The 24164-nt window shown below is 61.4% G+C and carries 26 protein-coding genes; 14 read left to right on the forward strand and 12 right to left on the reverse strand.

Annotation, left to right across the window (positions count from 1 at the left end; genetic code table 11):
• Positions 1 to 250: 250 nt before the first annotated feature.
• Positions 251 to 946: a hypothetical protein gene (locus tag AC1DU8_RS03550; RefSeq protein WP_457282245.1), complete on the reverse strand. Its 696-nt coding sequence runs from the start codon at positions 944 to 946 to the stop codon at positions 251 to 253.
• Positions 939 to 1577, reverse strand: a complete 639-nt coding sequence (locus AC1DU8_RS03555; protein ID WP_457282244.1) for an RNA polymerase sigma factor — start codon at positions 1575 to 1577, stop codon at positions 939 to 941. The genes AC1DU8_RS03550 and AC1DU8_RS03555 overlap by 8 nt, the downstream gene beginning before the upstream one ends.
• A gap of 211 nt (positions 1578 to 1788) precedes the next feature.
• Here AC1DU8_RS03555 and AC1DU8_RS03560 point away from each other — a divergent pair, with 211 nt between their 5' ends.
• Positions 1789 to 2247, forward strand: coding sequence for an outer membrane lipoprotein (locus AC1DU8_RS03560; protein ID WP_457282243.1), 459 nt, complete (start codon positions 1789 to 1791; stop codon positions 2245 to 2247).
• A 557-nt stretch (positions 2248 to 2804) separates the two neighbouring features.
• On the opposite strand, the gene AC1DU8_RS03565 is transcribed toward AC1DU8_RS03560, so the two are convergent.
• The 3 genes from AC1DU8_RS03565 to AC1DU8_RS03575 all read right to left on the reverse strand — a co-directional run bounded on the left by AC1DU8_RS03565 (position 2805) and on the right by AC1DU8_RS03575 (position 4259).
• A complete protein-coding gene (locus AC1DU8_RS03565) occupies positions 2805 to 3530 on the reverse strand; it encodes a CARDB domain-containing protein (RefSeq protein ID WP_457282242.1) in 726 nt (241 codons plus the stop codon).
• Between the two features lie 39 nt (positions 3531 to 3569).
• Positions 3570 to 3839: a hypothetical protein gene (locus AC1DU8_RS03570; RefSeq protein ID WP_457282241.1), complete on the reverse strand. Its 270-nt coding sequence runs from the start codon at positions 3837 to 3839 to the stop codon at positions 3570 to 3572.
• 156 nt (positions 3840 to 3995) lie between these two features.
• Entirely contained in the window at positions 3996 to 4259 is a 264-nt protein-coding gene (locus tag AC1DU8_RS03575; RefSeq protein WP_457282240.1) for a hypothetical protein, read from the reverse strand.
• Between the two features lie 228 nt (positions 4260 to 4487).
• Between AC1DU8_RS03575 and AC1DU8_RS03580 the strand changes: the two genes are divergently transcribed.
• Positions 4488 to 6158 carry a hypothetical protein gene (locus tag AC1DU8_RS03580; RefSeq protein ID WP_477726437.1) on the forward strand — a complete coding sequence of 557 codons (1671 nt, stop codon included), beginning with the start codon at positions 4488 to 4490 and terminating at the stop codon, positions 6156 to 6158.
• Positions 6159 to 6338: 180 nt separating this feature from the next.
• Here the strand turns inward: AC1DU8_RS03580 and AC1DU8_RS03585 are convergent, their stop codons facing one another.
• Positions 6339 to 6773 (reverse strand): DUF1841 family protein, encoded by a 435-nt coding sequence (locus AC1DU8_RS03585; protein WP_477702232.1) that lies wholly within the window; start codon positions 6771 to 6773, stop codon positions 6339 to 6341.
• A 193-nt stretch (positions 6774 to 6966) separates the two neighbouring features.
• On the opposite strand from AC1DU8_RS03585, the gene AC1DU8_RS03590 reads away from it, so the two are divergent.
• Entirely contained in the window at positions 6967 to 7188 is a 222-nt protein-coding gene (locus tag AC1DU8_RS03590) for a hypothetical protein (RefSeq protein WP_457282237.1), read from the forward strand.
• Positions 7189 to 7303: 115 nt separating this feature from the next.
• Here AC1DU8_RS03590 and AC1DU8_RS03595 read toward each other — a convergent pair whose 3' ends face one another.
• On the reverse strand, positions 7304 to 8095 hold the full coding sequence (locus tag AC1DU8_RS03595) for an IclR family transcriptional regulator domain-containing protein (protein WP_457282236.1): 792 nt from the start codon (positions 8093 to 8095) through the stop codon (positions 7304 to 7306).
• Between the two features lie 112 nt (positions 8096 to 8207).
• Between AC1DU8_RS03595 and AC1DU8_RS03600 the strand changes: the two genes are divergently transcribed.
• The 6 genes from AC1DU8_RS03600 to AC1DU8_RS03625 all read left to right on the forward strand — a co-directional run bounded on the left by AC1DU8_RS03600 (position 8208) and on the right by AC1DU8_RS03625 (position 15203).
• Positions 8208 to 8924: a 3-oxoacid CoA-transferase subunit A gene (locus AC1DU8_RS03600; RefSeq protein WP_477666654.1), complete on the forward strand. Its 717-nt coding sequence runs from the start codon at positions 8208 to 8210 to the stop codon at positions 8922 to 8924.
• The gene (locus AC1DU8_RS03605) at positions 8921 to 9571 is read left to right on the forward strand and encodes a 3-oxoacid CoA-transferase subunit B (protein WP_477666655.1); all 651 of its coding nucleotides are present in this window, start codon (positions 8921 to 8923) and stop codon (positions 9569 to 9571) included. Before AC1DU8_RS03600 ends, AC1DU8_RS03605 begins: the two co-directional genes overlap by 4 nt.
• Before the next feature lie 32 nt (positions 9572 to 9603).
• On the forward strand, positions 9604 to 10806 hold the full coding sequence (gene pcaF / locus AC1DU8_RS03610; RefSeq protein ID WP_477666656.1) for a 3-oxoadipyl-CoA thiolase: 1203 nt from the start codon (positions 9604 to 9606) through the stop codon (positions 10804 to 10806).
• A 163-nt stretch (positions 10807 to 10969) separates the two neighbouring features.
• Positions 10970 to 11725, forward strand: a complete 756-nt coding sequence (locus AC1DU8_RS03615; RefSeq protein WP_457282232.1) for a sulfite exporter TauE/SafE family protein — start codon at positions 10970 to 10972, stop codon at positions 11723 to 11725.
• Positions 11726 to 11936: 211 nt separating this feature from the next.
• A complete protein-coding gene (locus AC1DU8_RS03620; protein ID WP_457282231.1) occupies positions 11937 to 12827 on the forward strand; it encodes an adenylate/guanylate cyclase domain-containing protein in 891 nt (296 codons plus the stop codon).
• A gap of 135 nt (positions 12828 to 12962) precedes the next feature.
• Positions 12963 to 15203: a serine/threonine-protein kinase gene (locus tag AC1DU8_RS03625; protein ID WP_477726438.1), complete on the forward strand. Its 2241-nt coding sequence runs from the start codon at positions 12963 to 12965 to the stop codon at positions 15201 to 15203.
• A 77-nt stretch (positions 15204 to 15280) separates the two neighbouring features.
• Here AC1DU8_RS03625 and kefC read toward each other — a convergent pair whose 3' ends face one another.
• Positions 15281 to 17119: a glutathione-regulated potassium-efflux system protein KefC gene (gene kefC / locus AC1DU8_RS03630; protein ID WP_477726439.1), complete on the reverse strand. Its 1839-nt coding sequence runs from the start codon at positions 17117 to 17119 to the stop codon at positions 15281 to 15283.
• A gap of 1 nt (position 17120) precedes the next feature.
• Positions 17121 to 17924 (reverse strand): glutathione-regulated potassium-efflux system oxidoreductase KefF, encoded by an 804-nt coding sequence (gene kefF / locus AC1DU8_RS03635; protein ID WP_457282228.1) that lies wholly within the window; start codon positions 17922 to 17924, stop codon positions 17121 to 17123.
• 71 nt (positions 17925 to 17995) lie between these two features.
• Between kefF and AC1DU8_RS03640 the strand changes: the two genes are divergently transcribed.
• Both AC1DU8_RS03640 and AC1DU8_RS03645 read left to right on the forward strand, forming a co-directional pair.
• Positions 17996 to 18613, forward strand: a complete 618-nt coding sequence (locus AC1DU8_RS03640; protein ID WP_457282227.1) for a nucleotide-binding protein — start codon at positions 17996 to 17998, stop codon at positions 18611 to 18613.
• Positions 18614 to 18684: 71 nt separating this feature from the next.
• Positions 18685 to 19140 carry a MaoC family dehydratase gene (locus tag AC1DU8_RS03645; RefSeq protein ID WP_457282226.1) on the forward strand — a complete coding sequence of 152 codons (456 nt, stop codon included), beginning with the start codon at positions 18685 to 18687 and terminating at the stop codon, positions 19138 to 19140.
• 14 nt (positions 19141 to 19154) lie between these two features.
• Here the strand turns inward: AC1DU8_RS03645 and AC1DU8_RS03650 are convergent, their stop codons facing one another.
• From AC1DU8_RS03650 to AC1DU8_RS03660, 3 genes are all read right to left on the reverse strand, one after another.
• The gene (locus tag AC1DU8_RS03650; RefSeq protein WP_457282225.1) at positions 19155 to 19475 is read right to left on the reverse strand and encodes a hypothetical protein; all 321 of its coding nucleotides are present in this window, start codon (positions 19473 to 19475) and stop codon (positions 19155 to 19157) included.
• 190 nt (positions 19476 to 19665) lie between these two features.
• Complete coding sequence (locus tag AC1DU8_RS03655; protein ID WP_457282279.1) at positions 19666 to 20148, reverse strand: tRNA (cytidine(34)-2'-O)-methyltransferase; 483 nt, start codon at positions 20146 to 20148, stop codon at positions 19666 to 19668.
• Between the two features lie 191 nt (positions 20149 to 20339).
• On the reverse strand, positions 20340 to 21119 hold the full coding sequence (locus AC1DU8_RS03660; protein ID WP_477726440.1) for a ComF family protein: 780 nt from the start codon (positions 21117 to 21119) through the stop codon (positions 20340 to 20342).
• A 76-nt stretch (positions 21120 to 21195) separates the two neighbouring features.
• Between AC1DU8_RS03660 and AC1DU8_RS03665 the strand changes: the two genes are divergently transcribed.
• The 3 genes from AC1DU8_RS03665 to coxB all read left to right on the forward strand — a co-directional run bounded on the left by AC1DU8_RS03665 (position 21196) and on the right by coxB (position 24080).
• Positions 21196 to 22098, forward strand: a complete 903-nt coding sequence (locus tag AC1DU8_RS03665) for a biotin synthase (RefSeq protein ID WP_477726441.1) — start codon at positions 21196 to 21198, stop codon at positions 22096 to 22098.
• Between the two features lie 169 nt (positions 22099 to 22267).
• Positions 22268 to 22768: a DUF2244 domain-containing protein gene (locus AC1DU8_RS03670; RefSeq protein WP_477666659.1), complete on the forward strand. Its 501-nt coding sequence runs from the start codon at positions 22268 to 22270 to the stop codon at positions 22766 to 22768.
• 136 nt (positions 22769 to 22904) lie between these two features.
• The gene (gene coxB, locus AC1DU8_RS03675) at positions 22905 to 24080 is read left to right on the forward strand and encodes a cytochrome c oxidase subunit II (RefSeq protein ID WP_477727028.1); all 1176 of its coding nucleotides are present in this window, start codon (positions 22905 to 22907) and stop codon (positions 24078 to 24080) included.
• Positions 24081 to 24164 lie beyond the last annotated feature (84 nt).

A 24164-nucleotide genomic window follows, 5' to 3' on the forward strand; every position in this document is an offset into this window, starting at 1 on the left:
GGTAGTGCCGGGTATCCTGGAATATTGATTTCACGCCCAGGTGGCGTGACGGTGCCTGGGGGGTTCCCGGGCGCCGTAGTTATTGGCGGTGAGCTTGGAGGTGGAGTTATGGAGCCCCGGTTCACCAAACCGGGGTTGGGTATTGCTGGAGCTGCCCTGAATGAGCCGGGGTCAGGGGTGCGTTGAGCCAAAGACCCGGATACCCAGGCTGTTTGCAGCAGCACGATGAATATCGCAATGCGGAGCATGGTCAACGGTCTCCAGCGGGCGTGACAGTCTCAAAAACGGTGGCTGCCTCGCGTTGTAAACGTTGTGCCAAAACCGCCGCATTGCGCGATTCGGGCTCGCCATCGCCAGCGGGTTTGATTTGCAGGGTGTAGATGCCCAGCGCTGTGGGGCCTTGCACGATAGTTGCCTTGTGGCGGTGCAGTGTCTCGGTCAATTGTGCTTGTGTCACCGTTGGAGCAATGGTGGCGTGCAGCAAAACGCCCGATGAAGTGCTCAATACCGGCTCAGGCGCGCCTGCCGCGACATAGCCTGGATCTTGCTGCACCAGTGTTGCAATTACCACTGCCTGCGCCACCAGCACGGCACAGGCGGTTGCCATGATAGGAATGAGGTTGCGTTGCAGCCATGTCCGCAGCATTTCAGGCCAGGCGGTGTCGGCTGAGCCAGGGCGGGCCAACTTGGGTTGGCGTTGCGCCTCGATGCGCGCAGCAAGCGTTGACCACCCAAGATCGCCGGCGGGCAGAGGGTCCAGTGGCAGGTCTTGAACAGTCCTTCGCATGCCTTGCAGCCAGGCCAGCTCAGCCGCCAATTCGGGATACCGTTGCAATCCGGCACGTACTTGCTCTGCTTGCGCTTCATCCAGCGTCTGGTTCGCATGAAACGGCAACAGTTCGCGCAACTGTTGCTTGTTAACTGCATCAGTGTCGTGTTCAGTCATGGCGGACTCCGGTCATTGGACCTTCGACATCTTTGAACAAACGCTGCAAACACTCTTTCATTTTGCGGCGCGCATGAAACAGGCGGGTCTTCACCGTGTTCTGCGGGCAAGCTTGTACGTGGGCGATATCGGCCAAAAGCATGTCCTCGTACAAGGCCAGGTGAAGTGCTTCTCTTTGGTCCGGCGGTAACTTGCTCGCACAGTGCGCAATCATGTCGTGGTGTTCGCGCTGTACCACGCGCTCGAACCCCGTGGGGGCATCGGACTCTGGTTCCACATGGTTGTCAGACTGCGAATCCAGTTGCTCATCAAATGAGACATGCTGATGGCGATAGCGTTCACGCAATTTGTCGAGCAGCTTGTAACGGGCAATGCCCAACACCCATGTACGAATGCTTGACTGCCCCGCAAAACTGGCGGCATGGCACCACACTTCATACAGCGCCTCCACAACCACTTCCTGGGCTTGCACCGGGTCACTCAAGCGGCGCATGGAGAACTGGTAGACCGACGGTGCCAGGGCTTGGTAAAAGCGCTTCATGGCTTGCTCGTCGCGCCGAACAATGGCGGCAAGGTCGGCTTGCAGGGCCTGCGCTTCCGGGTCGGTCGATGGATCAGAACGATCTCCCACAATACCTCCCGAATTGATGTCCGTATGGCGAGCAAATCAATGGCGCCGAAATTTTGGGAAGTATAAACCTGCATGGCGTATTTTGTGTATGGAGAAGTCAACGTGTGATGAGTCGGCAGTTGGCGGTGAAAGGTTCAATGAATTTTGTGTTTGAACCGACCGCGCAACAACTCCGACTCATTGGTGACCCATCACCTGAAAGGAAAACACCATGAAACGCCACCTTCTGGTTACTGCCGTGCTGGCCAGTGTGCTGTCTACCCAGGGCTGCGCCTGGCGCAGCTACTCCAATGATGTCTACACCGACGCTGATACCCAAAAGGCCCACAGCATTGTCATGGCCACGGTGACCGATGTACGCGTTGTAACCATTGAACGTGGGGTCAGTGGCGCTGGTGCTGCAGCCGGGGGCAGTGTTGGTGCAGCACTGGGGAGCACCAATACCAATAGAAATGGACAGCTTGCGGCGTCAGTCCTGGGTGGCGTTGCTGGCGGCTTTGCCGGGCAGGCCGTAGAGGCCCATATGTCGAAAGCCAAAGGACTCGAGATAAGCCTGCGACTCGACGATGGCCAGCGAATTTCCGTCGTGCAGGCTGGCGACGAAGTTTTCCAAAAAGGTGATCGTGTGCAGGTACGCACCGCAGAAGGCAAGAGCCGCGTCACGCGCTGAGTGCAAATACTTTGAACCATTGTGCGGCGGTGTCTGACTCACTGGAGTCACCGGGCAATGTGCCCGGTGGCGCTTAACCCAACCATTGGAAGACATATGAAACCAATCACCTCGCAAGTTACTGCGTCAATAGCTATCTCCATACTGCTTACCTTGGGGAGCGTAAATCTTCAGGCTAGGGCCGCCTCGTCGATCGACGACTTTGAGCATTGCACCTGGGGGGATTTTGGCTGCACCAATCCGCCCCCGGAGGCAGCGTCGCCTGGTGTGAAGTCCGATGCGAAGACGCCTCGCGCGCTTTCCTCAGGTTCGTCTGGCCGAGGTTCCTGACCTACTGCCAGGGCAGGCGCACTCAGCGCCTCGCTTGACCGCTGTCAGCGCGCATCACCCTGAATGTGGCTGGTGATGGGGAAACTGGTAGATGCCTCGATGCAAAAATTAAACTGCGGCCCGATTGGCATTGACAATCGGGCCGTCGCTTTCCTGTTCTTCTCAGCGTCCTGGCTCGCCGCCTCCAGCCGGTGCCAGTGTCCGTACGCTGTCTTGATGTCCGCGCCTCAATTCGTCGGGCCAACGCAAAATGCACTTTGCACATTGTTATTTTCAAAGCGCTCTGCTATTTGTGTGTCGGGATCTGCGGTGATGGTGAAATTGCATTGCGCATTCGAGCCTGCTGAATAACATCCTTTGGGAATGGTCACCTTCTTTGCCACATGCGAGTGGGCCGTCAGAGCCTGAACCGACACATTCACCGTCTGCGCCTGTTGCGTGTTTGGATTCACAAACCGCACGCGGACCTTGCTACTCGGAGAGGGCACGGTGCCGCGGTTATGCACTTCAAAATAGACGCGCCTGGAAGGCCCGCCCTGGCCGTCGTTGGAGCCGCAAAACTCGACGAACGGAAAACCTGCCGGCAGACCTGCCTCTTGTGGGGCCTTGTAAAAACGGTAAATGAAAAGATCCGGCAAACCATTTGCCTGCAGTGATTCAACTGCATTCGGATCAACCGGCGCAGCATTATTTCCGCCGGCTGGGTGCACTGTTGGAGGAGGCGGTAACCCCGGTGTCTTGAGTGGCAGATTGGTCGCCGGAGATGTGACAGCCCTTGCTGGTTCTCCGGGTGAGGCATAGCGGCGGTCGCAATCGCCAATTGTGCCCGGTGGGCATGGCTTCAGGTGCTGGGTGCCGGCCGGATTGGCAGCATAGGCTGCAGGCAGGCAGCCCGCACCGAACAGGAATGCCAGCGCCACGGGCGCGGTATGGAATACAGCGGATTTTTTCATGATGGTCATCCTTGATGAGGGGATTGAAACTTGCTTCAGTCAGTTGATGGTGCACGTGATGGTGCCGTCAGGATTGGTGCTTATGACGCCCTTGGAGTGCCCGCAATGAATGATGAAGTCGCCCCAGCACCACTGTGGCGATGCCGCTGTATTGCAGACGATTGCACGGCGTTGCGGATCAGGTCCGATTTGGGCTTTGTCTGCGATTGGCATAAGAGGACTGGGATTTTTTGCTGCTGCGCAGCTGATGGATCCTCCCCAAAAGGCGAACAGTAATCCGGCGAGTAAGACAGAGAACGGCTTCTTCATGATGGATCTCCTTGAGGAAATTGTCTCGCCGCGTCACCGTGAGCGAGAGGGCTGGGAAAATCCCGCGCCCTCTCTGAGTCGATCTTGACGGCAGGGGAGTTCAAAGTTCTTTGACGCGCACCTTGCCAGGCGTTGTGATTGCAGTCTGTGTGGTGTTTATTTGCCACCGCTGCTCGTGAGCGTTCCGTAGCAGTCTGGCGGAAAGAACTCGTCCAGGTCATCGACGCCGTTGTGATTGCAGTCAGACATCTCAAGCGATGGTGCTGATTTTTGAGTTGCTGATTTCCGAGGCATGTCAGATCTTGGTGGTACCTCAACGGCGTTCGATGTTTCGCCCATCGCGTAACAGGAGCCCGAAGTGGCAGCGCCTGCGATGGTCAGCGCCAGACCTGCAAATAGAGCTGTGGCTTGTTTTTTCATGATGCGTCTCCTTTAGAGAAGCTTTCAACCAACCCGGTTGAATGGGGTATCCGGCGTCCGCCCGATGCAGGTGAGTCGGAATACGTCGGTATGGGGTTCAAAAGAACTTTTTGAACCCTTTTGGTACACATCCCGACTCATGTTTCAGAAGGCAGTCAAGCCTGCTTTCGAAACAAGCCACTTCGCGTTGGTGCGAAGAATTCGAGCGAAGACCTTAAGGAGTTCATCATGCAAACCCTCATTTCGAGCCAAGCCGGAATTCGCAACGCGCCTGCCTGGCACCCTGCATTCATGTTGTTGCTGGTTGCGGCAATTTTGTTCACCGTGTGTACACCGCTGCGGGCCAAAGATGTGGATGTCTGGGTCAGATATACCTCGGCCCCAACAATCTACGTTGAGTCCAATGGTGCGAGTTACACCCGGTTATCCCCTGCGAAACACGGGAGCCAGCCGATTCAGTTCGATGCGCATTTGCAAATGGCGGCCGGACAGGATCGCATCAGAAACTGGAATGTTGCGCCGCGCTTCAGCGCCCTTGGCAAAACCCTGGGCTGGGAGTTCGGCCCCGGCCGTCCACCCGGGGCGGAGTGGGGCGTTGTGAGCAAGAGCTATGGATACGGTGACCGGCCCACCAACGTCGACAAGTTCATTACCATGAACGTCGGCCGGTATCTCATTGAACTCTTCGCTGTTGAGGTCTGTAACGCGCGTGCCGGTACCCTGCGTAACCAGGGAAAAGGCAATACCGCAATCTTCGACAAGCCTTACACGCTGAACATCAAAACCACCAGCAAATACAAAATCACCTATACCAGTATTGCCGACACCGACACCTCACAAATTTTTGAATCACCACCAGATGCGGAAGCGTTTGCCAAAGTCGTCTGCATGCAGTGGGCGGGTGCGCAGGTGCCCCAAGGCATCAGCGACTTGCAAGCGGGCGTTGGTGTCACACAATCGTCGCTCACCATTATTGAAACAGCGACTGCCAACGGTGCATGCAAGGTGAATCTGTCTGGTGTGATTGAAACCAACGTCACGAACGCGCAGGTGAAATTCCGCTACGAACATACCAACGGGAATAAAAGCGACATCAAAACGGTGACGACCGACCATTCGAAAACCGCTTTCTTCTCGTACAAATACGATGTTCCTAACAACCCGAATGGCGGCGAAGCAGGCAGCATCCGCATCGTCGGCGTGTCGCCCAAGTTCGAGTCGGCCTGGAAGACCTATGACATGGAGTGCAGCAAACCCGCCCCACAGGGCTTGCAGGCCGCCACGGTTCCCAAGGTCAACATGAATATCGAACCCGCCTCCACTGTTATGGTCGATGGACAAATCTGCCCAAGTGCTGTGCTGCTGCACACCACGATCAATGCGGGCAGTGCGTTTCACGGCAAGGGCTTGTTTCTTGGCGATCTTTTTTTGACGGCCTTGCAGGATATTGAAGTGCCTGCTAATCAGGTCAAGCATGTGTTCGGCAAGCGCGAGCTCGACTGGAAACCGACGGGAGGCGGATTTGCCGATACGCTGGCGGGACCGCCTGCGGGAGGCAAGCCACCCATGAAGACGCAGAAAGTGCGCATCGGTTTCAACCTCACCAACCTGGAAGGCAAAGTCGTCGCCCAGGCAGAGCAGAAGTTTTACACCATTACCTGCAAAGAGCCCGTTCTGAATCCGGGCATTCCGCATTCGGATAAGCCCTTGAGCCCCGCACCGAGAAATGATTCCAGCAACAACCTGCCGTTGCCGATTCTGCAAAACCCCGGCGTTCTCAAGCAAGCGCCGGTACGCAGCGCGCCCACCCATTCCAGGCCAGTGCCGCAGAACAACAGCGGAGCGCAGCGTGCGCCCGTATCGTCCGCGCCACGGGCGCAGCCTTTGAGGGCACTCTGAAACAGAAGGCCGCTGACCAAGCGGCGTTTTTTTGTGGTCAATTACCAGACGCGAAATCGGGAGGGGGGAAGGGGATCCTTTTCTTTTCAAGCAGAGGCCGCGGATCCTGCTTTGCCAGCCCGCAGGCGCAGCGACCCCCTCGGGGCAGGGCGCTACACGCGCAATGAGGAACTGTGGGGGCTAATCCCTAGTGGCGTGGCGCTGCACGCAGTCGATGTAGGCCGCGCCGTCGGGCGGGCGTCCGGCGCGTTGGCTCTCCCAGACCATCTGCCCCAGGCAGTCCATGGTTTCGTGGTGCGCATCGTGCAGTGAGTTGCGTTTGGCCGTCAGCAGCTCGACGGCCTGGCGAATGCCGCGAGGCTGGTCGATGGAGCATTGCTCGCTGATCGACAAGTGCATGGACAGGTGCAAAAAGGGGTTGGTCTTGCCCGCTTCCACGTCGTACATTTTTTCGAGCGCACTGTCGGCGTCGGCAAAGTCCGCATGGTATTCGGGATGCTCTTCAATCCATTGACTTGCTATGGTTTCGATAGCCTCCATCGGTTGACCGGCGCGGGCCTTGGCATAAACAGAGCAGAAAAAACGGCGTACGTCGGCTTGCGAGGGGGTGAACATGGTGAAAGGTTATCACGCAGGCGTTTTCCGTTGCCGGCGTGATGGTTTGCTTATCAGCGCTTGGGCCACAGCGCTCGCTGGTTGCGTCCTACAGACAGTTTTCCTGTTGCTGCCTACATTACGAGGCACGGTGGCGCAGTTCCGGGGTAAGGCCATTCCACAACCATCCACAAGCCCGGCGAGGAGATTTCACATGAACGCAGCACGCATCACAGGCATTATCCTGATCGTTTTGGGCCTGGCCGGCTTTTTCACCGGCGGCTTCAGCTTCACCAAGGACACAACGGCCGCCAAGCTCGGCCCCATCCAGCTGACCGTGAAAGAAAAAGAGTCCGTCAACATTCCCCAATGGCTCAGCCTGGGCGCCATCGTGCTGGGCGCCGTCGTACTCGTCGTCGGCTTCAAAAAGTCGTAACCGACGGCCCCGTCTCACACCAGCAGGGGCCGCGGAACCGGCTTTGCCGGGCCGCAGGCGCCGCCCCCTCGAGGGGGGAACAAGCTACACGAAGTGAGCCCGGACGGGGGTGTGTCTAGATCAACATGCGCGATATTGCCTGCGCTGCCGCCAGCAGTTGCGGCAGCATTGTTTCCTGCATGGCTTTGGCGCTGGTGCGGTTGGCCTGGCCGCTGATGTTGAGCGCTGCCACTGTCTGGCCGGCGCGGTTGGTGATCGGTGCGGCCATCGACACCAGTCCTTCCTCCAGCTCCTGATTCACCAGCGACCACCCCTGCTTGCGGGCTTGCGCGACCTTGACCATCAGCTCCTTGATGTCGGTCACGGTGTACTTGGTGCGTGCCGTCAGCTCTGAGGCCTGCAGGCATTTCATGATTTCGGCCTCAGGCAGGGCCGACAGCAGCATCCGCCCCATCGACGTGCAGTAAGCCGGCAGGCGCGAGCCCACGCCCAGGCTGATGCTCATGATCTTGTGCGTCGGCACACGCAGCACGTAGACGATGTCCGTTCCGTCCAGAGCCGCGGCTGAACACGACTCCTTGACCTCCGCGACCAGCGCTTCCATCACCGGCTCAGCCAGGTTCCAGATCGGCATGGAGGACAGATAGGCAAAGCCCAGGTCCAGGATGCGTGGCGTGAGGCTGAACAGCTTGCCGTCGTTGTGCACGTAGCCCAGCGTCTCCAGCGTCAGCAAAATGCGGCGCGCGCCCGCACGGCTCAAGCCACTGCGACCGGCCACTTCAGTCAGTGTTTGCCGCGGTGCTTCGGTGCTGAACGAGCGTATAACCTCCAGCCCGCGCGCAAACGACTGGACGTAAGCGTCTCCGGGCCTGGGGCCGGTAATGGGCGTGGATGCGGCGTTTGCCATGGTGATCAAAATCTCCTAGAATTCATTATACGAACTCTTGTTCTTATGTCGAACAATATTTAAGTGGTGGCTGGATGATTTCTGCAAGCCGCCCGCAGCTGGAGACTTTGGAATGATCAACAAAATTGCCGCCTCCGTCGCCGACGCGCTGGCGGATGTGAAAGACGGCTCAACCGTGCTGATTGGCGGCTTCGGCACCGCCGGCATCCCCAATGAGTTGATCGACGGCCTGATAGAGCAGGGCGCCAAAGACCTGACGGTCGTCAACAACAATGCAGGCAATGCCGAAATGGGCTTGGCGGCGCTGCTCAAGGCCGGGCGCGTGCGCAAGATCATCTGCAGCTTTCCGCGTCAGGCCGATAGCCAGGTGTTTGACGGCCTGTACCGTAGCGGCAAGCTGGAACTGGAACTGGTGCCCCAAGGCAATCTCGCGGAACGGATTCGCGCTGCGGGCGCAGGCATAGGCGCCTTCTTCTGCCCCACGGGCTACGGCACCGAACTGGCGCGCAACGCCGACGGCACTGCCAAGGAAACCCGTGAGATCAACGGCAAGCACTACGTGCTGGAAATGCCGATTCATGGCGATGTGGCCCTCATCAAGGCCGAGCGAGGCGACCGCTGGGGCAATCTCACCTACCGCATGGCTGCGCGCAATTTCGGTCCTGTGATGGCGACCGCCTCGAAGAAGACGATTGCCACCGTGCATGACATCGTTGAGCTCGGCAACCTGGACCCTGAAGCCGTCGTCACGCCCGGCATCTTTGTCCATCACATCGTCAAAATCCCTCGCACCGCCACGCAAGCCGGCGGTTTTAAAAAGGCGGCATGACCATGACCTACCAACGCCGTACCAAAGACCAGCTCGCAGCCCGCGTCGCGCAAGACATTTTTGACGGGGCCGTCGTCAACCTCGGCATCGGCCAGCCCACGCTGGTAGCCAACCATTTGCCGGCCGGACGCGAGGTCATCCTGCAAAGCGAAAACGGCATTCTCGGCATGGGCCCCGCACCTGCCGAGGGCGAGGAAGACTACGACCTGATCAATGCAGGCAAACAGCCGGTGACGCTGCTCAGGGGCGGCTCCTTCTTTCACCACGCTGACAGTTTCGCGATGATGCGCGGGGGGCACCTCGATATCTGCGTGCTGGGTGCCTTCCAGGTCTCGGCCACGGGCGACCTGGCCAACTGGAGCACCGGCGAGCCGGGCGCGATTCCCGCAGTAGGTGGCGCCATGGACCTGGCCATAGGCGCGCGGCAAACCTGGGTGATGATGGATTTGCTGACCAAGCAGGGCGCCAGCAAGCTGGTGCAGCAATGCACTTATCCGCTGACCGGCATCGCCTGCGTCAAGCGCGTGTACTCCGACATCGCCACGCTGGAATGCACACCGCAGGGCCTGAAGCTGATCGACACCGTCGAAGGCCTCACGCACGCCGAACTTGAAAAACTGGTGGGCCTGCCGATTGCGGCCGCCTGATCGTTGATCTCACTTCTTTCAAAGCACACACCATGACCCAAGCTTTTATCTGCGACGCCATCCGCACCCCTTTCGGCCGCTACGGCGGCGCCCTCAGCAGTGTGCGCACCGACGACCTGGGTGCGATCCCGATCAAGGCGCTGATGGCGCGCAACCCGAACGTGGATTGGCAGGCAGTCACGGATGTGCTCTACGGCTGCGCCAACCAGGCCGGGGAAGACAATCGCAACGTGGCACGCATGGCGGCGCTGCTGGCCGGCCTGCCCATGGACGTGCCGGGCTCCACCATCAACCGCCTGTGCGGCTCGGGCCTGGATGCCTTGGGCAGTGCCGCACGTGCCATCAAGTCGGGCGAGGCCACCTTGATGATCGCAGGCGGCGTCGAGAGCATGAGCCGCGCACCCTTTGTGATGCCCAAGGCCGAGAGCGCCTTCAGCCGCGCTAATGCGGTGTATGACACCACCATCGGCTGGCGTTTCATCAACAAGCTGATGAAAGAAAAATACGGCGTTGATGCCATGCCCGAGACGGCCGAGAACGTCGCTACCGACTACAAGATCAGCCGCGAAGACCAGGACAAAATGGCGCTGGCCAGCCAGCTCAAAGCCGTGGCCGCACAAAAGGCCGGCTACTTCGACGCTGAAATCACGCCGGTGACGATTGCCCAGAAAAAGGGCGACCCCATCGTGGTGAGCAAAGACGAACATCCGCGCGAAACCTCGCTCGAAGCGCTGGCCAGGCTCAAGGGCGTGGTGCGGCCCGACGGCACGGTGACCGCCGGCAATGCCAGTGGCGTGAACGACGGCGCTTGTGCGTTGCTGCTGGCCGACGAAGCCACCGCCGCAAAAAACGGCCTTACGCCCAAGGCGCGCGTGGTCGGTATGGCCACGGCCGGTGTGGCGCCGCGCATCATGGGCATCGGCCCTGCCCCGGCCACACAAAAAGTGCTGGCGCTCACCGGTCTCACGATAGCGCAGATGGATGTGATCGAACTCAACGAAGCCTTCGCCGCACAAGGCCTGGCTGTGCTGCGCATGCTGGGTGTGCGGGACGACGATCCGCGCGTCAACCCCAACGGCGGCGCGATCGCGCTGGGCCATCCGCTGGGGGCTTCGGGAGCGCGGCTGGCCACCACGGCCGTCAACCAGTTGCACAAGGGCGGTGGCCGTTACGCGCTGGCCACCATGTGCATCGGCGTAGGCCAAGGCATCGCGGTGATTCTGGAGCGTGTCTAGCCCAGACCGGTGACTGGGCATCCCCTCGCGCGGGGGCGCCTGAGGCAATCGCCATTGCATGGACGGCCTGTGGTGAAATACATCCCTGGTTCCGGTTTGCTATTGTTTTAATAGCTGCTTGCGCCCGTCCCTTTTGGGTAACCGATGTTTTTTACATAAATCCATGGATTTCCCGCTGATCACCGACGCCTTCTTCTATGCCGTGGCAATTCCCGCCGTGCTGATGTTGGGCATCAGCAAAAGTGGTTTTGGGGCCGGCTTCGGGTCTCTTGCGGTTCCCGTCATGGCGCTGACGGTCACCGTGCCGCAGGCCGCCGCCATCCTGATGCCGGTGCTGCTGCTGATGGACTTGCTGGGGCTGGCGGCTTTTCGCCGGGACTTCGATGTGAAGTTTCTGAAATTCCTGATCCCTTTTGGTTTGGTGGGAACCGTGGTGGGGGCGCTGTTGTTCAAGGTGCTGGACGCCCGAGTCGTGGCAGGGGTGGTGGGAATATTCACCTTGTTGTTTTTGGCGCAGCGCCTGTTGTTCCCGCCCCGGCCCGACAGCCCGCCGCCGCCCAAGTGGCTGGGCGCCATTCTGACGGTGACCTCGGGCTTCACGAGCTTTGTATCTCACGCAGGTGGCCCGCCGCTGAGCGCCTATGTGATCCCCATGCGCCTGAGCCCGGTGAAGTTCACGGCTACCATGGCCGCTTTCTTTTTTGTCATCAACCTTTCCAAATGGATTCCATACGCCTGGCTGGGTCTGCTGGACCTGCGCAATATGGCGACGTCGCTGGTTTTGCTGCCGCTGGCGCCACTGGGCGTGTGGATAGGCGTGCGCATGGCCCGGAGCATCAGCCCGGTGCTTTTCTATCGTCTGCTGTATGTCGGCATGTTGCTGACCGGGTGCAAGCTGCTCTGGGACGCTTTCCGCTAGAAGCGTGAAGTGGCCGGCACGGATTGCCATGCGAACCTCTGCAATTGCTTTACCGGTATTTCCCTTTCCCGTCTACTGCGGCTTGTGAAACCCGGCGCATCCGCTGGTCTCTTGCGGGGAGCCCGGGAATTTCACCGGCCTCTTCACTGCAAATTTCTGTGAGAATCGCTGGCATGAGAACAAGAAGCGCGCACCGCGGCTAACGCCCTTCATGACCACAGTCGTTTTTGCGGATCTTGTGGGCAGCACCAGCATGTTCGAACGGCTGGGCGATGAAACAGCATCGCACTTCGTGACCCAGCTCATCGGCGTCCTGAGCCAGGTCTTCCAGCAACACCAGGGGCGTGTGGTCAAGTTGCTGGGTGACGGCCTCTTTGTGGTGTTTCCCAACGAGGGCGACGCGCTTTCCGCCTGCATCAGCATCCAGAAGCGCCTTCAGGAAAAACCGATCAAGCCGGGCGGCAGCGGCACCCCGGTACAGATGCAGATGGGTATCGAGTCGGGTGAAGTGGTTGAAATCGACGGCGACTGTTTCGGTGACACCGTCAATTCCGCCGCCCGGCTCGCAGACCTTGCGGGTGCCGCCCAGATCCTCACGACCGAAAACGTCTGGACCGCCCTGTTGCCCGCCCAGAGGGCATCCCTGCGCAGCATGGGCCCCATGTACCTTCGCGGCAGGGCTGAAGCCAGCCATGTCTACCGGGTCGAATGGCAGGCTGGCCGCGACGAGGATGCCACGATGGCCGGGCGTTCGATGTTCTCTTCACCCAGCCAGGCCTTCCTCGAACTCAGCTTTGCGGAGCAAACTGTCAGGCTGGATTCGAAAAGCAGCAAGCTGGCGCTGGGCCGGGCCGCCGATGCGGCGCTGACATTAAACGACCCCCGTGTTTCGCGCATGCATGCCACCCTCGAATGGCGTGGCGGGCATTTTGTGTTGACGGACGCTTCCAGCTACGGCACCTGGGTGTACCTTGGCAACCAGAGTGAGGCGGTGGTGCTGCGGCGCACCGAGTGCTACCTGGTTGGCAGCGGCCAGATCGTGCCGGGCTGCGAGCGTACCGACGAAAATGCCCCGCTTGTCACGTTTTCCATCAGGACCTGATCCGCGGAAGAGGGCGGATTCCGGACCTTTTTCGCTGCATGATGCAGGCTAGAATCGTTTTTTGTTTCAAGACGTAGGCGTCCCCCTCAGGCCCGCAGCACGGTTTCCGCCAGTTACGTCCATTTCCATTCCCTCATGAGTCTCAAGAAACTTGGCCGTTACGATCTCATCCGCGTCCTCGGCAAGGGGGCGATGGGGCTGGTGTATGAGGGGCGGGATCCCAACCTTGACCGTCGCGTGGCGATCAAGACCATCAAGGTCGAAAATCTTTCGGAAGAAGCCGCCGCAGAGTACGAAGTGCGTTTTCGCACCGAGGCCCGGTCTGCGGCGCGCCTGCAGCATCCGCATATTGTCAGCGTCTATGACTCCGACCGTGACGGCGACATTGCCTTCCTGGTCATGGAATTCGTCGACGGCGACGACCTCAAGCACCACCTGGACAAGGGCAACCTCTACACCCTGGAGCAAACCCTGGGCATCATGGGTGACCTGCTTTCGGCGCTGGATTACGCGCACAGGCAAAGCATCGTCCACCGCGACATCAAACCGGCCAACCTGCTGATCGAGACGAGCGGGCGTGTCAAGCTCACCGACTTTGGTGTGGCGCGCATCCAGGATTCCGGCGAAGCCACCCGTACGCAGGGTTCCATGGTTGGAACGCTGAAATACATGTCGCCCGAGCAGGTACAGGGTCGGCCGATTGATGCCCGTGCCGACCTGTTTGCCGCCGGCATCGTGCTGTATCAACTGCTCACCGGGAAGCGGCCGTTTGACGGTGACACCGACTTCGCCACCATCCAGCAGATCGTCGGGCATACCCCGGTCATGCCGGGTGCGTTCAATGCCCGATTGCCCGCTGCGCTGGATGCCGTGGTGGCCAAGGCCCTGGCCAAATCGCGCGACCAGCGTTATGCCAGTGCGCAGGAGTTCCTTGCTGCGCTGCAGGCCGCGGCACGCGAGGCGCCCGATATCTCGGTGGTTCCGACCGCCGTGCCGCCCGGGCCCGGCAGCAGTTCAACCTGGACTTCCACGATGCTGTCCGGCGAAGCGCTGGTTGACCAGCCGTCGGGCACAAGCGCCAACATCTCGGTCGTGACGCAGGAGCTCGAGCTCGTCTACTGGAAAGACATCAAGGAGTCCATGGATGTGGAAGACATCCAGGGCTTTCTGGCCAAGTTCCCGTCGGGTATCTATGCCGACCTGGCGCGCCGCCGCCTCAAAAAACTCGGCGTGCCTGGCGCAGACGACTCGGACATCGGCCGGCGCCTGGGTACCGGAACGCTGATTGTTCCGCGTCCCGATACACAACCAGCCCCGCCAGCCCCTCCAGCCCCTCCAGCCCCGCCAGCCCCTCCAGCGCCGGCCAGCGCATCCGCCTCCGCGGCCGACACCGACATGGCCTGGAAGGCCCTTGAAGAGGCGGCAGCCAAGGCGCCTTTGCCGCCTCATGTGCCGGCGAAACCCGCCGCCGATGACCCGGATGCCACGCGCTTGGGGACACCGGTGGTGGTTGCGGCGGCTCAACCGGACCAGGAAGCGCATGACGCATCCACCGACTGGCCGGAGACCGTGTTCAGCGAGGCAGCCGTGAGCCCGGCAGCACCTGAGCCTGCCAGCGGCCGGCCAACGCAAGGTGCAGCTGCAATTCCCGCCAGGAGCCCAGCCGCGAATACCAACGACGCCGCACTGCCGCCGATAAAGTCAAAATCGGCACGGCGGCGCAGTCCCCTGGCGTCGCCCGGGGTCGCAACGGCACCCGCAAAGGCAGCTTCACCTGCACCCTACCGCTACCTGGTGTGGGGTCTGGCGGGCCTGGTGGCGGTGACCGTGATCGGCCTTGGATGGAAATCCCTTTCCGGCCGCGCTGCCCCTGCCGCCCCGTCTGCCATACCGGCCAATATAGCGGCCAAGGCAGCGCCCGGCGCGGCGAGGGTGGCACCAGCAGCTTCCACTTCGCCCGTGGTGTCTGCGGCGCCTGCTGCAGCTGCACCCGCAGTGCCAGCTGCGCAGGCCCAGCCTGCGGCCTCGGCTGCTTCCTCTTCTGTGGCGAAGGCACCCCTGTCTGCAGCCTCCAGGGCGGCGCTTGCGGCTGCGGCCGCCACCCGAAAGGCTGCATTGGAAAAAGAGCGGCAGGCCAAACAGGCTCAGCCCAAATCCGCCGCTACCCCTTCCCCTTCGGCGACCGACCACGCTGCCACACCGGCGCCGCAGGCAGCGGCCGGCAATCCGCGGCAGGCCTGTGAAGGGCGCATCCTCCTCGGTTTCCAGATCTGCATGTCTGAGCAGTGTGCCAAGCCGGGCTTCGCCCAGCACCCGGTGTGTGTGGAACGGCGGGTCATGGAGCAGCGGCGGCGCGAGGATCAGTCGAACCGGTAGGCCGCCGACTGCCTCATTTTTTTTGCTATAAAAACGATAGCTGCTGGCGCCCGTTGCTAAAGGGCTGGAGCGACATTTTATTCAGATTCCTGGCCCTGCCAGGCAACTGGCCGGCGCTGCGCCTGTTGCTGGCGTTCCTGGGCCAGCTGTTCTTCCAGCTGCAGGCGTCCCTGGGTGGCTACGGCGATGACCTTGGTGCGGTCCTTGCGATGCGGGTACATGCGTTCGAACAGCTCCAGGTTGTGCCGGCGAAAGCGCATCGCCGCCTGGCGCGCTTCGTGCGGCGGCTGGCCCAGCAGCTCCAGCACCGTACGCGCGCTGCGCAGGCTGGACTCGAACACCTCACGTTCCACCTGCATCACGCCGCGGTCACGCAGCGCGTTCCAGTGTGTCACGTCGCGTGCGCGGGCAACGATCTGCATTTGCGGAAAATGCTCGCGCGCCAGGTCAACGATCTTGAGCGACTGCTCCATGTCGTCGACCGACAGCACCAGGATTTTGGCCGTGGCCGCGCCGGCAGTGCGCAGCAGGTCCAGCCGCGTCGCATCGCCGTAAAAAACCCGGTAGCCGAACGCCCTCACGGTTTCGACCATTTCCGCGTCGTGGTCCAGCACGGTGGCCGGAATGCCCTGGGCCAGCAGCATGCGGCCGATGATCTGGCCGTAGCGGCCGAAACCGGCAATGATGATCGGGGCCTCTTGCTGCTCGGAAATTTCTTCGAGTTGCGGCGTGTCGCAGCCGGCCCAGCGCGGCAGCAGCAGCTTGTCGACGGCCACCAGCAGCAGCGGGCTCAGCAGCATGGACAGCGCCACCGCACCTATCAGCAGTGAGGCGATCTCAGCGGAAAACACATGCGCCCCGGCCGCCGCCTGGAACACCACGAAGGCGAACTCGCCGCCCTGAGCCAGCAGCACCGCGAACACCGGGCGTTCCTGGAAAGGCAGCTTCATGAGGCGCGCCAGGCCGTAGATCACGACCAGTTTCAGGCCGAGGAAGCCCACCAGGATGGCGGCCATCAGTCCGGGCGATTTCCAGAGCACGCCGAAGTCGATGCTCATGCCGACGGCAATGAAGAACAGGCCCAGCAGCAGGCCCTTGAACGGCTCGATATCGGTTTCGAGTTCGCGGCGGTATTCACTTTCCGCCAGCAGCACACCTGCCAGAAAAGCGCCCAGGGCCATCGACAGGCCGACGAACTGCATCAGCGCCGCAATGCCCACCACCAGCAGCAACGAGGCTGCGGTGAAAATTTCGGGTGTACCGCTGTTGGCGATCCAGCGCAGCAGGGGCCGCAGCAGCAGGCGGCCGCCCAGGATAATGCCGACGATGGCCGCTACGATTTTGATAGCTTCCAGCGCACGACTGGTATGCGCTACAGCCTCATTTTCTCCACCGATTGCGCCCAACAGGGGCAACAGCGCGAGAATCGGGATGGCCGCCACGTCCTGGAACAGCAGGATGGAAAACCCGGCCTGGCCGCTCGACGTCGGCATCAGGTGGCGCTCGCCGATGGCCTGCAGCGCGATGGCGGTAGACGACAGCGCCAGCCCGAGGCCGGCCACCAGCGCAATCTGCCAGCTCACGCCAAATGCCATCGCGACGCCCATGAGCAGGGCGGCGCAGCCCAGCACCTGGGCACTGCCCCAGCCGAAGATGGGCCGGCGTAAATTCCACAGGCGCTTGGGCTCCAGCTCCAGCCCCACCAGGAACAGCATCAACACCACGCCAAACTCGGCGAAGTGGAGGATGTCCTGCACATTGGTAACCAGCCCCAGGCCCCAGGGGCCTATGGCGATGCCGGCGGCCAGGTAGCCGATGATGGAGCCGAGGCCGAGTTTTTTGGCCAGCGGCACGGCAATGACGGCGGCGGCCAGGTAGATAAAGCTGTTGGTCAGCCAGGCGGGTGCGTGCTCCATGTTATCTAGCCCCCACGCTTTTCACTCCGTGTGCCTTCGGCGTTACGCTGCCCCTTTCACTTTCAATAGGGGCTGCCTGGCCTTGGGGCGGCCCGACGGCCAGCCGCGCAGCGTGTCCGTTCGGCAAGTCGGCCGCAGCTTCTGGCGCAGGCCGATCCTTCATCGGAACCACGCAGGCGGCGCATTGCTCCAGGTCTTCCAGCTCGGGCCAGTCGGGGTAGCTTTGCAGGCGCTGGCGGAAGGTTGCGATGTGATCGGCAACGGTTTGCCTGTCAACGCTGTGGGCGCCGTGCAACACCAGAGGCGGCAAAAATCGCATGCCGCACAGCGCGGCGCTTTGCTCGTACGGCGGCAGGAAGGCATCAAAAAAGTAGCGGTTGTAGCCTTGTGGGTGATAGGACGTTTCGGGGCCGCCTGTGGTGGCGACCAGCCACAGGTCCTTACCCTGCAGTGCCCGGCCTTTTGCGCCTTCCTCCTCACCTTCGCCGTAGGCCCAGCCGTAGGTGAGTACATCGTCCAGCCAGAGCTTTTGCAGCGCGGGCATCGAGTACCAATGCATGGGGTGGAGCAGTACCACCAGTTGCGCGCGTTCCAGGGCGGCCTGCTCTTTGGGCACGTCGATGGCGTAGTCGGGATAGCTCGAGTACAGATCCTGCACCTGGACACGCGGCAGGGCCTTCGCGGCCTCCATCAGCGGGCGGTTGACCCGTGATTCTCGCCAGGCAGGATGGGCCGCAATGACATAAATATCTGGATTTGCCGTGCTGCCCGCCGATTTATCAGTGGTTGTGAGAACTGTGTCCATGCCGTTACCATAGCGGAAAAGCAAGACCAAGAGTTCCCAGGAACGACAAGTTCCAAACCGAGGAGATTCGCATGCCCGTGGTTGTGATCGCCAATCCGAAGGGGGGCGTCGGCAAAACGACGCTGGCCACCAACGTTGCCGGATACTTTGCCAGCCAGGGCCATGCGGTCATGCTGGGAGACGCCGACCGGCAGCAGTCTTCACGGTTGTGGCTGGGGCTGCGGCCGCCCGCCGCCCGGCCGATTGCCACCTGGGATGTGAATGCAGACCTGATCGTCAAACCCCCCAAGGGCACGACGCATGTGGTGCTCGACACGCCCGGCGGGTTGCATGGCTCGCGCTTTAACGATGTCTTGAAGCTGGCCGACAAGGTCATCGTGCCGCTGCAGCCCAGCGTCTTCGACATCTTTGCCACGCGCACCTTCCTGGACCAGCTGGCCGAACACAAGCACGCCGGCAAGATGCAGGTGGGCATTGTCGGCATGCGCGTGGATTCACGCACGATTGCCGCCGACAAGCTGCGCAGTTTCGTTGAGGGGCTGGGTTTGCCGGTGCTGGGCTACCTGCGCGACACGCAGAACTACATTCACCTGGCCGCGCGGGGGCTCACGGTGTTTGACGTGGCACCCAGCCGTGTTGAAAAAGACATGGAACAGTGGCAGGGCATCTGCCGGTGGCTTGACCGCTGAACCTCTGAGCATCGCGCCGGTTTGTCGCTGAGCCGACATGCCGTGCCCCTATGTGTCGCTACAGTGGCGGCATGAAAACCTTTGAAACCCTGGCCGACCTGGCCGCCTGCACCGGCCAGGAAGTCGCCGTCAGCGACTGGATCACCATCACGCAGCAACAGGTCAACCTGTTTGCCGAAGCGACGGGCGACCACCAGTGGATTCATGTGGACCCTGAAAAGGCGGCGGCCGGCCCGTTCGGCGGGCCGATCGCCCATGGGTTCCTGACCTTGTCACTGCTGCCGCGTTTTTTCGAGTCGTCGTTTGAGATTACCGGCTCGCGCATGGGCGTGAATTACGGGCTCAACAAGGTGCGATTTACCGCGCCGGTGCCCGTCGGCAGCCGTCTGCGGGCACGCATGAAGCTGCTGGCTGCCGAGGCGATTGACAACGCCGGCATGCAAATGACCTGGGAAGTGACCGTGGAACGCGAAGGCTCGCCCAAGCCGGTGTGCGTGGCGGAATCGCTGGTGCGGCGATACCCCTGAATGTGCCGCTGGCGCTAGATGCGCGTCAGCTGGCTGGCCGGCAGCCAGCCCTCAAAAACACCGATCAGGCCATTGATGCGTTCGGCGGCTTCCGTCTGGGAGTGCGCATGTGCGATGCATTGGTGCAGGTCGCTGCGCAGCAGCCACAGGTCGGAGGGCGTTTTGGCCAGGTTGATCTTGTAGATCACCCGCGGGGTGCGCGGATCTTCGCAATCATGCAAAAGGGTGCGCAGGCTTTCCTGGATCTGTTCGACCGAGAGCCGGTTGGCTGCTTTGGCGGTGCTGGAAAGGCGGGACGTGCTGTTGCCGAAAATACGCTGGATGACCATATTCACTGTGTTTTTCCTTCCAGTCTTGTGGACTGGGCGGTGGGAAGGGATAACGCAGGAAGGGCCGGGTAGTGGCAATCCGCACGTTCGGGCCTGCAGCGAGAACTTTAGGCTTGAAGGATTGGAGTTTAGGGTTTTTACTTAGATCCTGGCAAGGGGGGGCCAGTCCAAAGGTTGGCAAAAGCGGACATATGTCTCATCCAGGCATGCCGGGCGACCCTGAAAACCCGTTTTGCCGCCAGGCCTCAAACACGGTAACGGCCACGGTGTTGGAGAGGTTCAGGCTGCGCTGGCCCGGCAGCATGGGCACTTTGAGGCGCTGCGGTGGCGCAAAGGATTCACGTAACTCTGGCGCCAGGCCGCGGGTTTCGGCGCCGAAAACCAGCCAGTCGCCGGGCAGGAAGCGCGCGTCGTAGACGCTGGCGGAGCCGTGTGTGGTCATGGCGAAGAGCCTGTCGGAGGGTGGTTGCTCACTTTCGAGGAAGGCTTGCCAGCTGAGATGCCGCAGGACCTGGGCGTACTCGTGGTAATCGAGCCCCGCCCGGCGCATGTGTTTGTCGTCCATCGAAAACCCCAGCGGTTCCACCAGGTGCAGCCGGCAGCCGGTATTGGCTGCCAGGCGGATGACATTGCCGGTGTTGGGAGGGATTTCAGGCTCGACCAGAACAATATTGAACATGGCTGGATTGTCGTGCGGCGGGCGCAGGTTTTCTGTCGGACCGCCAGCTTCTCTCCTACCGATACCGCCGGGCGACCGAAAGCTGCTTGGAGTTTTACCAGCCGGGGCCGCGGAACCGGCTTTGCCGGGCCGCAGGCGCAGCGCCCCCTCGGGGGGCAGCGTATTACACGAAGTGAAAAGCGTGGGGGCTTTTATTCGGTTCGCGCAAGGACAACGGCGCTAACGTGTGCGGCGCCCGCATCCCGCAAGGCCTGTGCGGCCGTATACAGCGAGGCACCGCTGGTCATTACGTCATCCACCAGCACCACGCGCCGTCCCTGCAATTCCCCCGTGCGCAGCGGATCCACCTGGAAAGCGCCCTTGACGTTGGCCAGCCGGTCCTTGCGTTTGAGCTGGCTTTGCGGGCGCGTGTGCTTTACCCGCAGCAGCAGCCTGGCATCGGTCTGGCCTTGCGTGCGTGTTCGTCGGGCCAGTGCCACACACAACTCCCAGGCCTGGTTGAAGCCGCGCACCTGCAGGCGCTCCGCCGACAGCGGCACCGGAACGATCCAGTCGCCGGGGGTCAGTTCTGCCATGAGCCCGGCTACGCCCGGCGACTGGGCCAGCAGGTTGGCAAAAAAAGCGGCCCAGCCGTGCTGCTCGCCGAATTTGTAGCCCGCAATCAGGGCGGACCAAGGGTAGGCATAGTGCACCGCGGCAAAGGCGCCGTCCAGAGGCGGCGGGTGGCTGACGCAGGCGCCGCAGGGCTGCGGCCCAACCCGAAGACCCATGGAAAGGTCGCCGGGCAGGGCGAGAGCGCAGCGGGGGCAGCGTGGGACGGCAAAGGCAAACCGGGCCACGCAGGCGCCGCACACCTGGCGCGCCGGCCAGCTGCGGCACACAGCGCACTGGCTGGCCAAGCCGGGGAAGGCGCCAAAGCGGCCGGTCGGCCGGGACAGGAATGTGGCGGGAGCAAGCAGGCGTGTGAACACCGTGTCAATATACTCGCGTACCTTCCTCGCTTGCCTCGGCGGGCCCCGCGCTTCCTTTGCCCTTTTTGCTCTTTCCATGACCTCTACACAGCGCCCACCCACGCTCGACCCGATTGCCGTCAGCCGCTGGGACCGCACCGCTCCACTGGCCTCGCCGTGGCTTCATGAAGAAGTGGCGCGGCGCATGATGGACCGGTTGCAATGGATCAAGCTGCAGCCGCGTGCGTGGGTGCACTGGGGAGCATTGCGCGGAGGGATCCAGGCGCAGGAAAAACTGGCCGGGGCCTACCCAAAATCAAGGTGTTTTGTGGTTGAAAGCAGCTCTGGACGTGCGCAAGAAGCTATCAAAAATATAGCAAAACCGTGGTGGAATCCGCGCCGTTGGCTGGCGGCTCCCATACGCTTTGAGGCGCCACCGGCAGGAACTGCCGACATGCTCTGGGCCAACATGGCGCTGCACGAATCGGCCGACCCGCAGGCCCTGCTGGCGCACTGGCACCAAACGCTGAAGGTAGACGGTTTCCTGATGTTTTCCTGCCTGGGCCCGGATACCGCGAAGGAATTGCGCGAGGTTTATGCGCAACTGGGCTGGCCGCCGGCCGGGCATGAACTGACAGACATGCATGACTGGGGCGATATGCTGGTGCAGACGGGGTTTGCCGAACCCGTGATGGACATGGAGCGCATCACCCTCACCTATGCGACCTCGGCGCGGCTGCTGGAAGACATCAGGGAGCTGGGCCGCAACTTTCACCCGGCGCGGTTTTCTTCCCTGAGGGGCCGGGCCTGGAAGGCGCAGCTTGAAAGCGCGCTGTCCCGCCATCTCGTCAGGGGCGAAGACGGGCGGCTCTGCCTCACCTTTGAAATCATTTATGGCCACGCGCTCAAGGCGCCGCCGCGGATCAAGGTCAGTCCGCTCAGCGCGGTGTCGGTCGCCGATATGCGCAGCATGCTGCAGGGCCAGCGCTCCGGCGGCTAGGTGCCCGGCAGGTGTTGCGCAGGCGCTCCCAATCCCTGGTGTTGACGGGTTTTCAGAAGGGGCGGCAAGGTAAACCCGGCTACAATTCAAAGCTGAATTTTTGGGTATGTTCCCAAGCCTCATGCGGTCAATGCCCAGCGTTAACCGCAGTTTTTTTGAGGGTTGCCACATGCTGCAGCCAACACCAGCGTTTCGTTTTGCCACCTTGCCCGCACAGGGCGCCCACAGCCACGATGCTGTGCTGTGGCTTCTCAAGCGTCACTGTTCACTCACACCGGCCCAACTGGGCTGGCTGTATGTGTCTTTGTGCGGTGTTTCACTGGGTATTGCCGGATTTTTCTGGCTGCAGGGTGCCACCATGGTGATGCCTTTTGCCTGGATCGAGCTGATAGCGGTGGGGGCTGCTTTTGTGGCGTATGCCAGGCATGCGGGCGACGGTGAAAAAATCGTCCTGCAGGGCGAGCGGCTGGTGGTGGAGCTGGAAACGGCAGGGCGCACGGAGCGGGCTGAATTCAACCGCGAATGGGTCCGGATCGAGCCCAAGGATGGGGATGGGTCGCTGATTGAGGTGTCCGGGCAGGGGCGGTCTGTCCAGGTCGGGCGGCATGTGCGGCCAGAGCTGCGGCCCGCGCTGGCCCGAGAGATTCGCATGGCGTTGCGGAGTGTTTGACAGTTCCTGAAAGACTTGTGTCAGTTCAGGTGCGGCAGGAGGGCTTGCCGCTAACTTTATAATCAGCCGGTTAATTTGGTCGGTAATTGAAGCAGAAAAAGTGATCACGATGAACGTAAGCAACACCATGAGCAAAATGACACGGCTTGGCATGCAGCATGCAGGCGCAATTCTGGCATCTGCGGCCGCCTGGGTCAGCACCGCCGCTTACGCCGTCAACGACCTGAAGGGCGGCCCGGCCGTCAATCAGCTGAATTTGCACCCGGCCGTGACCAAAATTGCCGAAGAGCAGCAGTGGCTGCATTGGTTCATGATGGCCATCTGCCTCGTGATTTTTGTGGCTGTTTTCGGGGTGATGTTCTATTCCATCCTGAAACACCGCAAGTCGGTCGGCCACAAATCGGCCAATTTCCACGAATCTACCGCTGTTGAAATTGCCTGGACCATCGTCCCCTTCATCATCGTGATCGCCATGGCCCTGCCGGCCACCAAGGTGCTGGTCGCCCAGAAGGACACCACCGCCGCCGACCTCACCATCAAGGCCACCGGCATCCAGTGGAAATGGGGCTACGACTACATCAAGGGCGAAGGCGAAGGCATCGGCTTTGTCTCCACACTCGACAACACGCACCGCGAAATGTCCGACAACGGCGGCCCCAAGGCCGGCGAAGCTCCCGACAACTACCTGCTCAAGGTCGACAACCCGCTGGTTGTTCCCGTCAACAAGAAAATCCGCATCATCACTACCGCCAGCGACGTGATCCACGCCTTCGCGGTGCCGGCATTCGGCATCAAGCAGGATGCGATTCCCGGCTTCGTGCGCGACACCTGGTTCCGCGCCGAGAAAGAGGGCGACTACTACGGACAATGCCAGGAACTCTGCGGCAAGGAGCATGCGTACATGCCCATCCATGTGAAGGTTGTGTCCGCAGCCGATTACAGCGCATGGGTGGCTGTCAAGGCCAAGGAAGCCGCAGCCAAGGCGGATGATCCTTCCAAGGTCTGGACGCTGGTTGACCTGAAGGCGCGCGGCGAAAAAGTGTACGCTGCCAATTGCGCTGCCTGCCACCAGGCCAACGGCAAGGGCGCTGGCCCGATCAAGCCGCTGGACGGCTCGCCGATTGTTCTCGACGCAGACCACAAGAAGCAGATTCAGACCGTGCTCAATGGGGCCGCCGGTGGCGCCATGCCTTCCTGGAAGGCGCTGAGCGACACCGATCTCGCCGCCGTGATCAGCTACTCCAAGAACAACTGGTCCAACCAGACCGGCCAGATCGTCCAGCCCGCTGAAATACAGGCGGCTCGCAAGTAAGCCTCAGGCGTTACCCGCAGATTCCATCATTTCGCCGGCGTGACCTTGCCGGCCGCAAAAGACAAGCTACAGGCACAAGCCACC

This window comes from Polaromonas sp. P3_A5 (genome assembly GCF_056403055.1).

Excerpts from the sequence above, each read along its gene's own strand:
- AC1DU8_RS03550 (WP_457282245.1), bottom strand. The coding sequence starts at position 946 with ATGACTGAACACGACACTGATGCAGTTAACAAGCAACAGTTGCGCGAA.
- AC1DU8_RS03560 (WP_457282243.1), top strand. The coding sequence starts at position 1,789 with ATGAAACGCCACCTTCTGGTTACTGCCGTGCTGGCCAGTGTGCTGTCT.
- AC1DU8_RS03565 (WP_457282242.1), bottom strand. The coding sequence starts at position 3,530 with ATGAAAAAATCCGCTGTATTCCATACCGCGCCCGTGGCGCTGGCATTC.
- AC1DU8_RS03570 (WP_457282241.1), bottom strand. The coding sequence starts at position 3,839 with ATGAAGAAGCCGTTCTCTGTCTTACTCGCCGGATTACTGTTCGCCTTT.
- AC1DU8_RS03575 (WP_457282240.1), bottom strand. The coding sequence starts at position 4,259 with ATGAAAAAACAAGCCACAGCTCTATTTGCAGGTCTGGCGCTGACCATC.
- AC1DU8_RS03580 (WP_477726437.1), top strand. The coding sequence starts at position 4,488 with ATGCAAACCCTCATTTCGAGCCAAGCCGGAATTCGCAACGCGCCTGCC.
- AC1DU8_RS03585 (WP_477702232.1), bottom strand. The coding sequence starts at position 6,773 with ATGTTCACCCCCTCGCAAGCCGACGTACGCCGTTTTTTCTGCTCTGTT.
- AC1DU8_RS03590 (WP_457282237.1), top strand. The coding sequence starts at position 6,967 with ATGAACGCAGCACGCATCACAGGCATTATCCTGATCGTTTTGGGCCTG.
- AC1DU8_RS03595 (WP_457282236.1), bottom strand. The coding sequence starts at position 8,095 with ATGGCAAACGCCGCATCCACGCCCATTACCGGCCCCAGGCCCGGAGAC.
- AC1DU8_RS03600 (WP_477666654.1), top strand. The coding sequence starts at position 8,208 with ATGATCAACAAAATTGCCGCCTCCGTCGCCGACGCGCTGGCGGATGTG.
- AC1DU8_RS03605 (WP_477666655.1), top strand. The coding sequence starts at position 8,921 with ATGACCATGACCTACCAACGCCGTACCAAAGACCAGCTCGCAGCCCGC.
- pcaF (WP_477666656.1), top strand. The coding sequence starts at position 9,604 with ATGACCCAAGCTTTTATCTGCGACGCCATCCGCACCCCTTTCGGCCGC.
- AC1DU8_RS03615 (WP_457282232.1), top strand. The coding sequence starts at position 10,970 with ATGGATTTCCCGCTGATCACCGACGCCTTCTTCTATGCCGTGGCAATT.
- AC1DU8_RS03620 (WP_457282231.1), top strand. The coding sequence starts at position 11,937 with ATGACCACAGTCGTTTTTGCGGATCTTGTGGGCAGCACCAGCATGTTC.
- AC1DU8_RS03625 (WP_477726438.1), top strand. The coding sequence starts at position 12,963 with ATGAGTCTCAAGAAACTTGGCCGTTACGATCTCATCCGCGTCCTCGGC.
- kefC (WP_477726439.1), bottom strand. The coding sequence starts at position 17,119 with ATGGAGCACGCACCCGCCTGGCTGACCAACAGCTTTATCTACCTGGCC.
- kefF (WP_457282228.1), bottom strand. The coding sequence starts at position 17,924 with ATGGACACAGTTCTCACAACCACTGATAAATCGGCGGGCAGCACGGCA.
- AC1DU8_RS03640 (WP_457282227.1), top strand. The coding sequence starts at position 17,996 with ATGCCCGTGGTTGTGATCGCCAATCCGAAGGGGGGCGTCGGCAAAACG.
- AC1DU8_RS03645 (WP_457282226.1), top strand. The coding sequence starts at position 18,685 with ATGAAAACCTTTGAAACCCTGGCCGACCTGGCCGCCTGCACCGGCCAG.
- AC1DU8_RS03655 (WP_457282279.1), bottom strand. The coding sequence starts at position 20,148 with ATGTTCAATATTGTTCTGGTCGAGCCTGAAATCCCTCCCAACACCGGC.
- AC1DU8_RS03665 (WP_477726441.1), top strand. The coding sequence starts at position 21,196 with ATGACCTCTACACAGCGCCCACCCACGCTCGACCCGATTGCCGTCAGC.
- AC1DU8_RS03670 (WP_477666659.1), top strand. The coding sequence starts at position 22,268 with ATGCTGCAGCCAACACCAGCGTTTCGTTTTGCCACCTTGCCCGCACAG.
- coxB (WP_477727028.1), top strand. The coding sequence starts at position 22,905 with ATGACACGGCTTGGCATGCAGCATGCAGGCGCAATTCTGGCATCTGCG.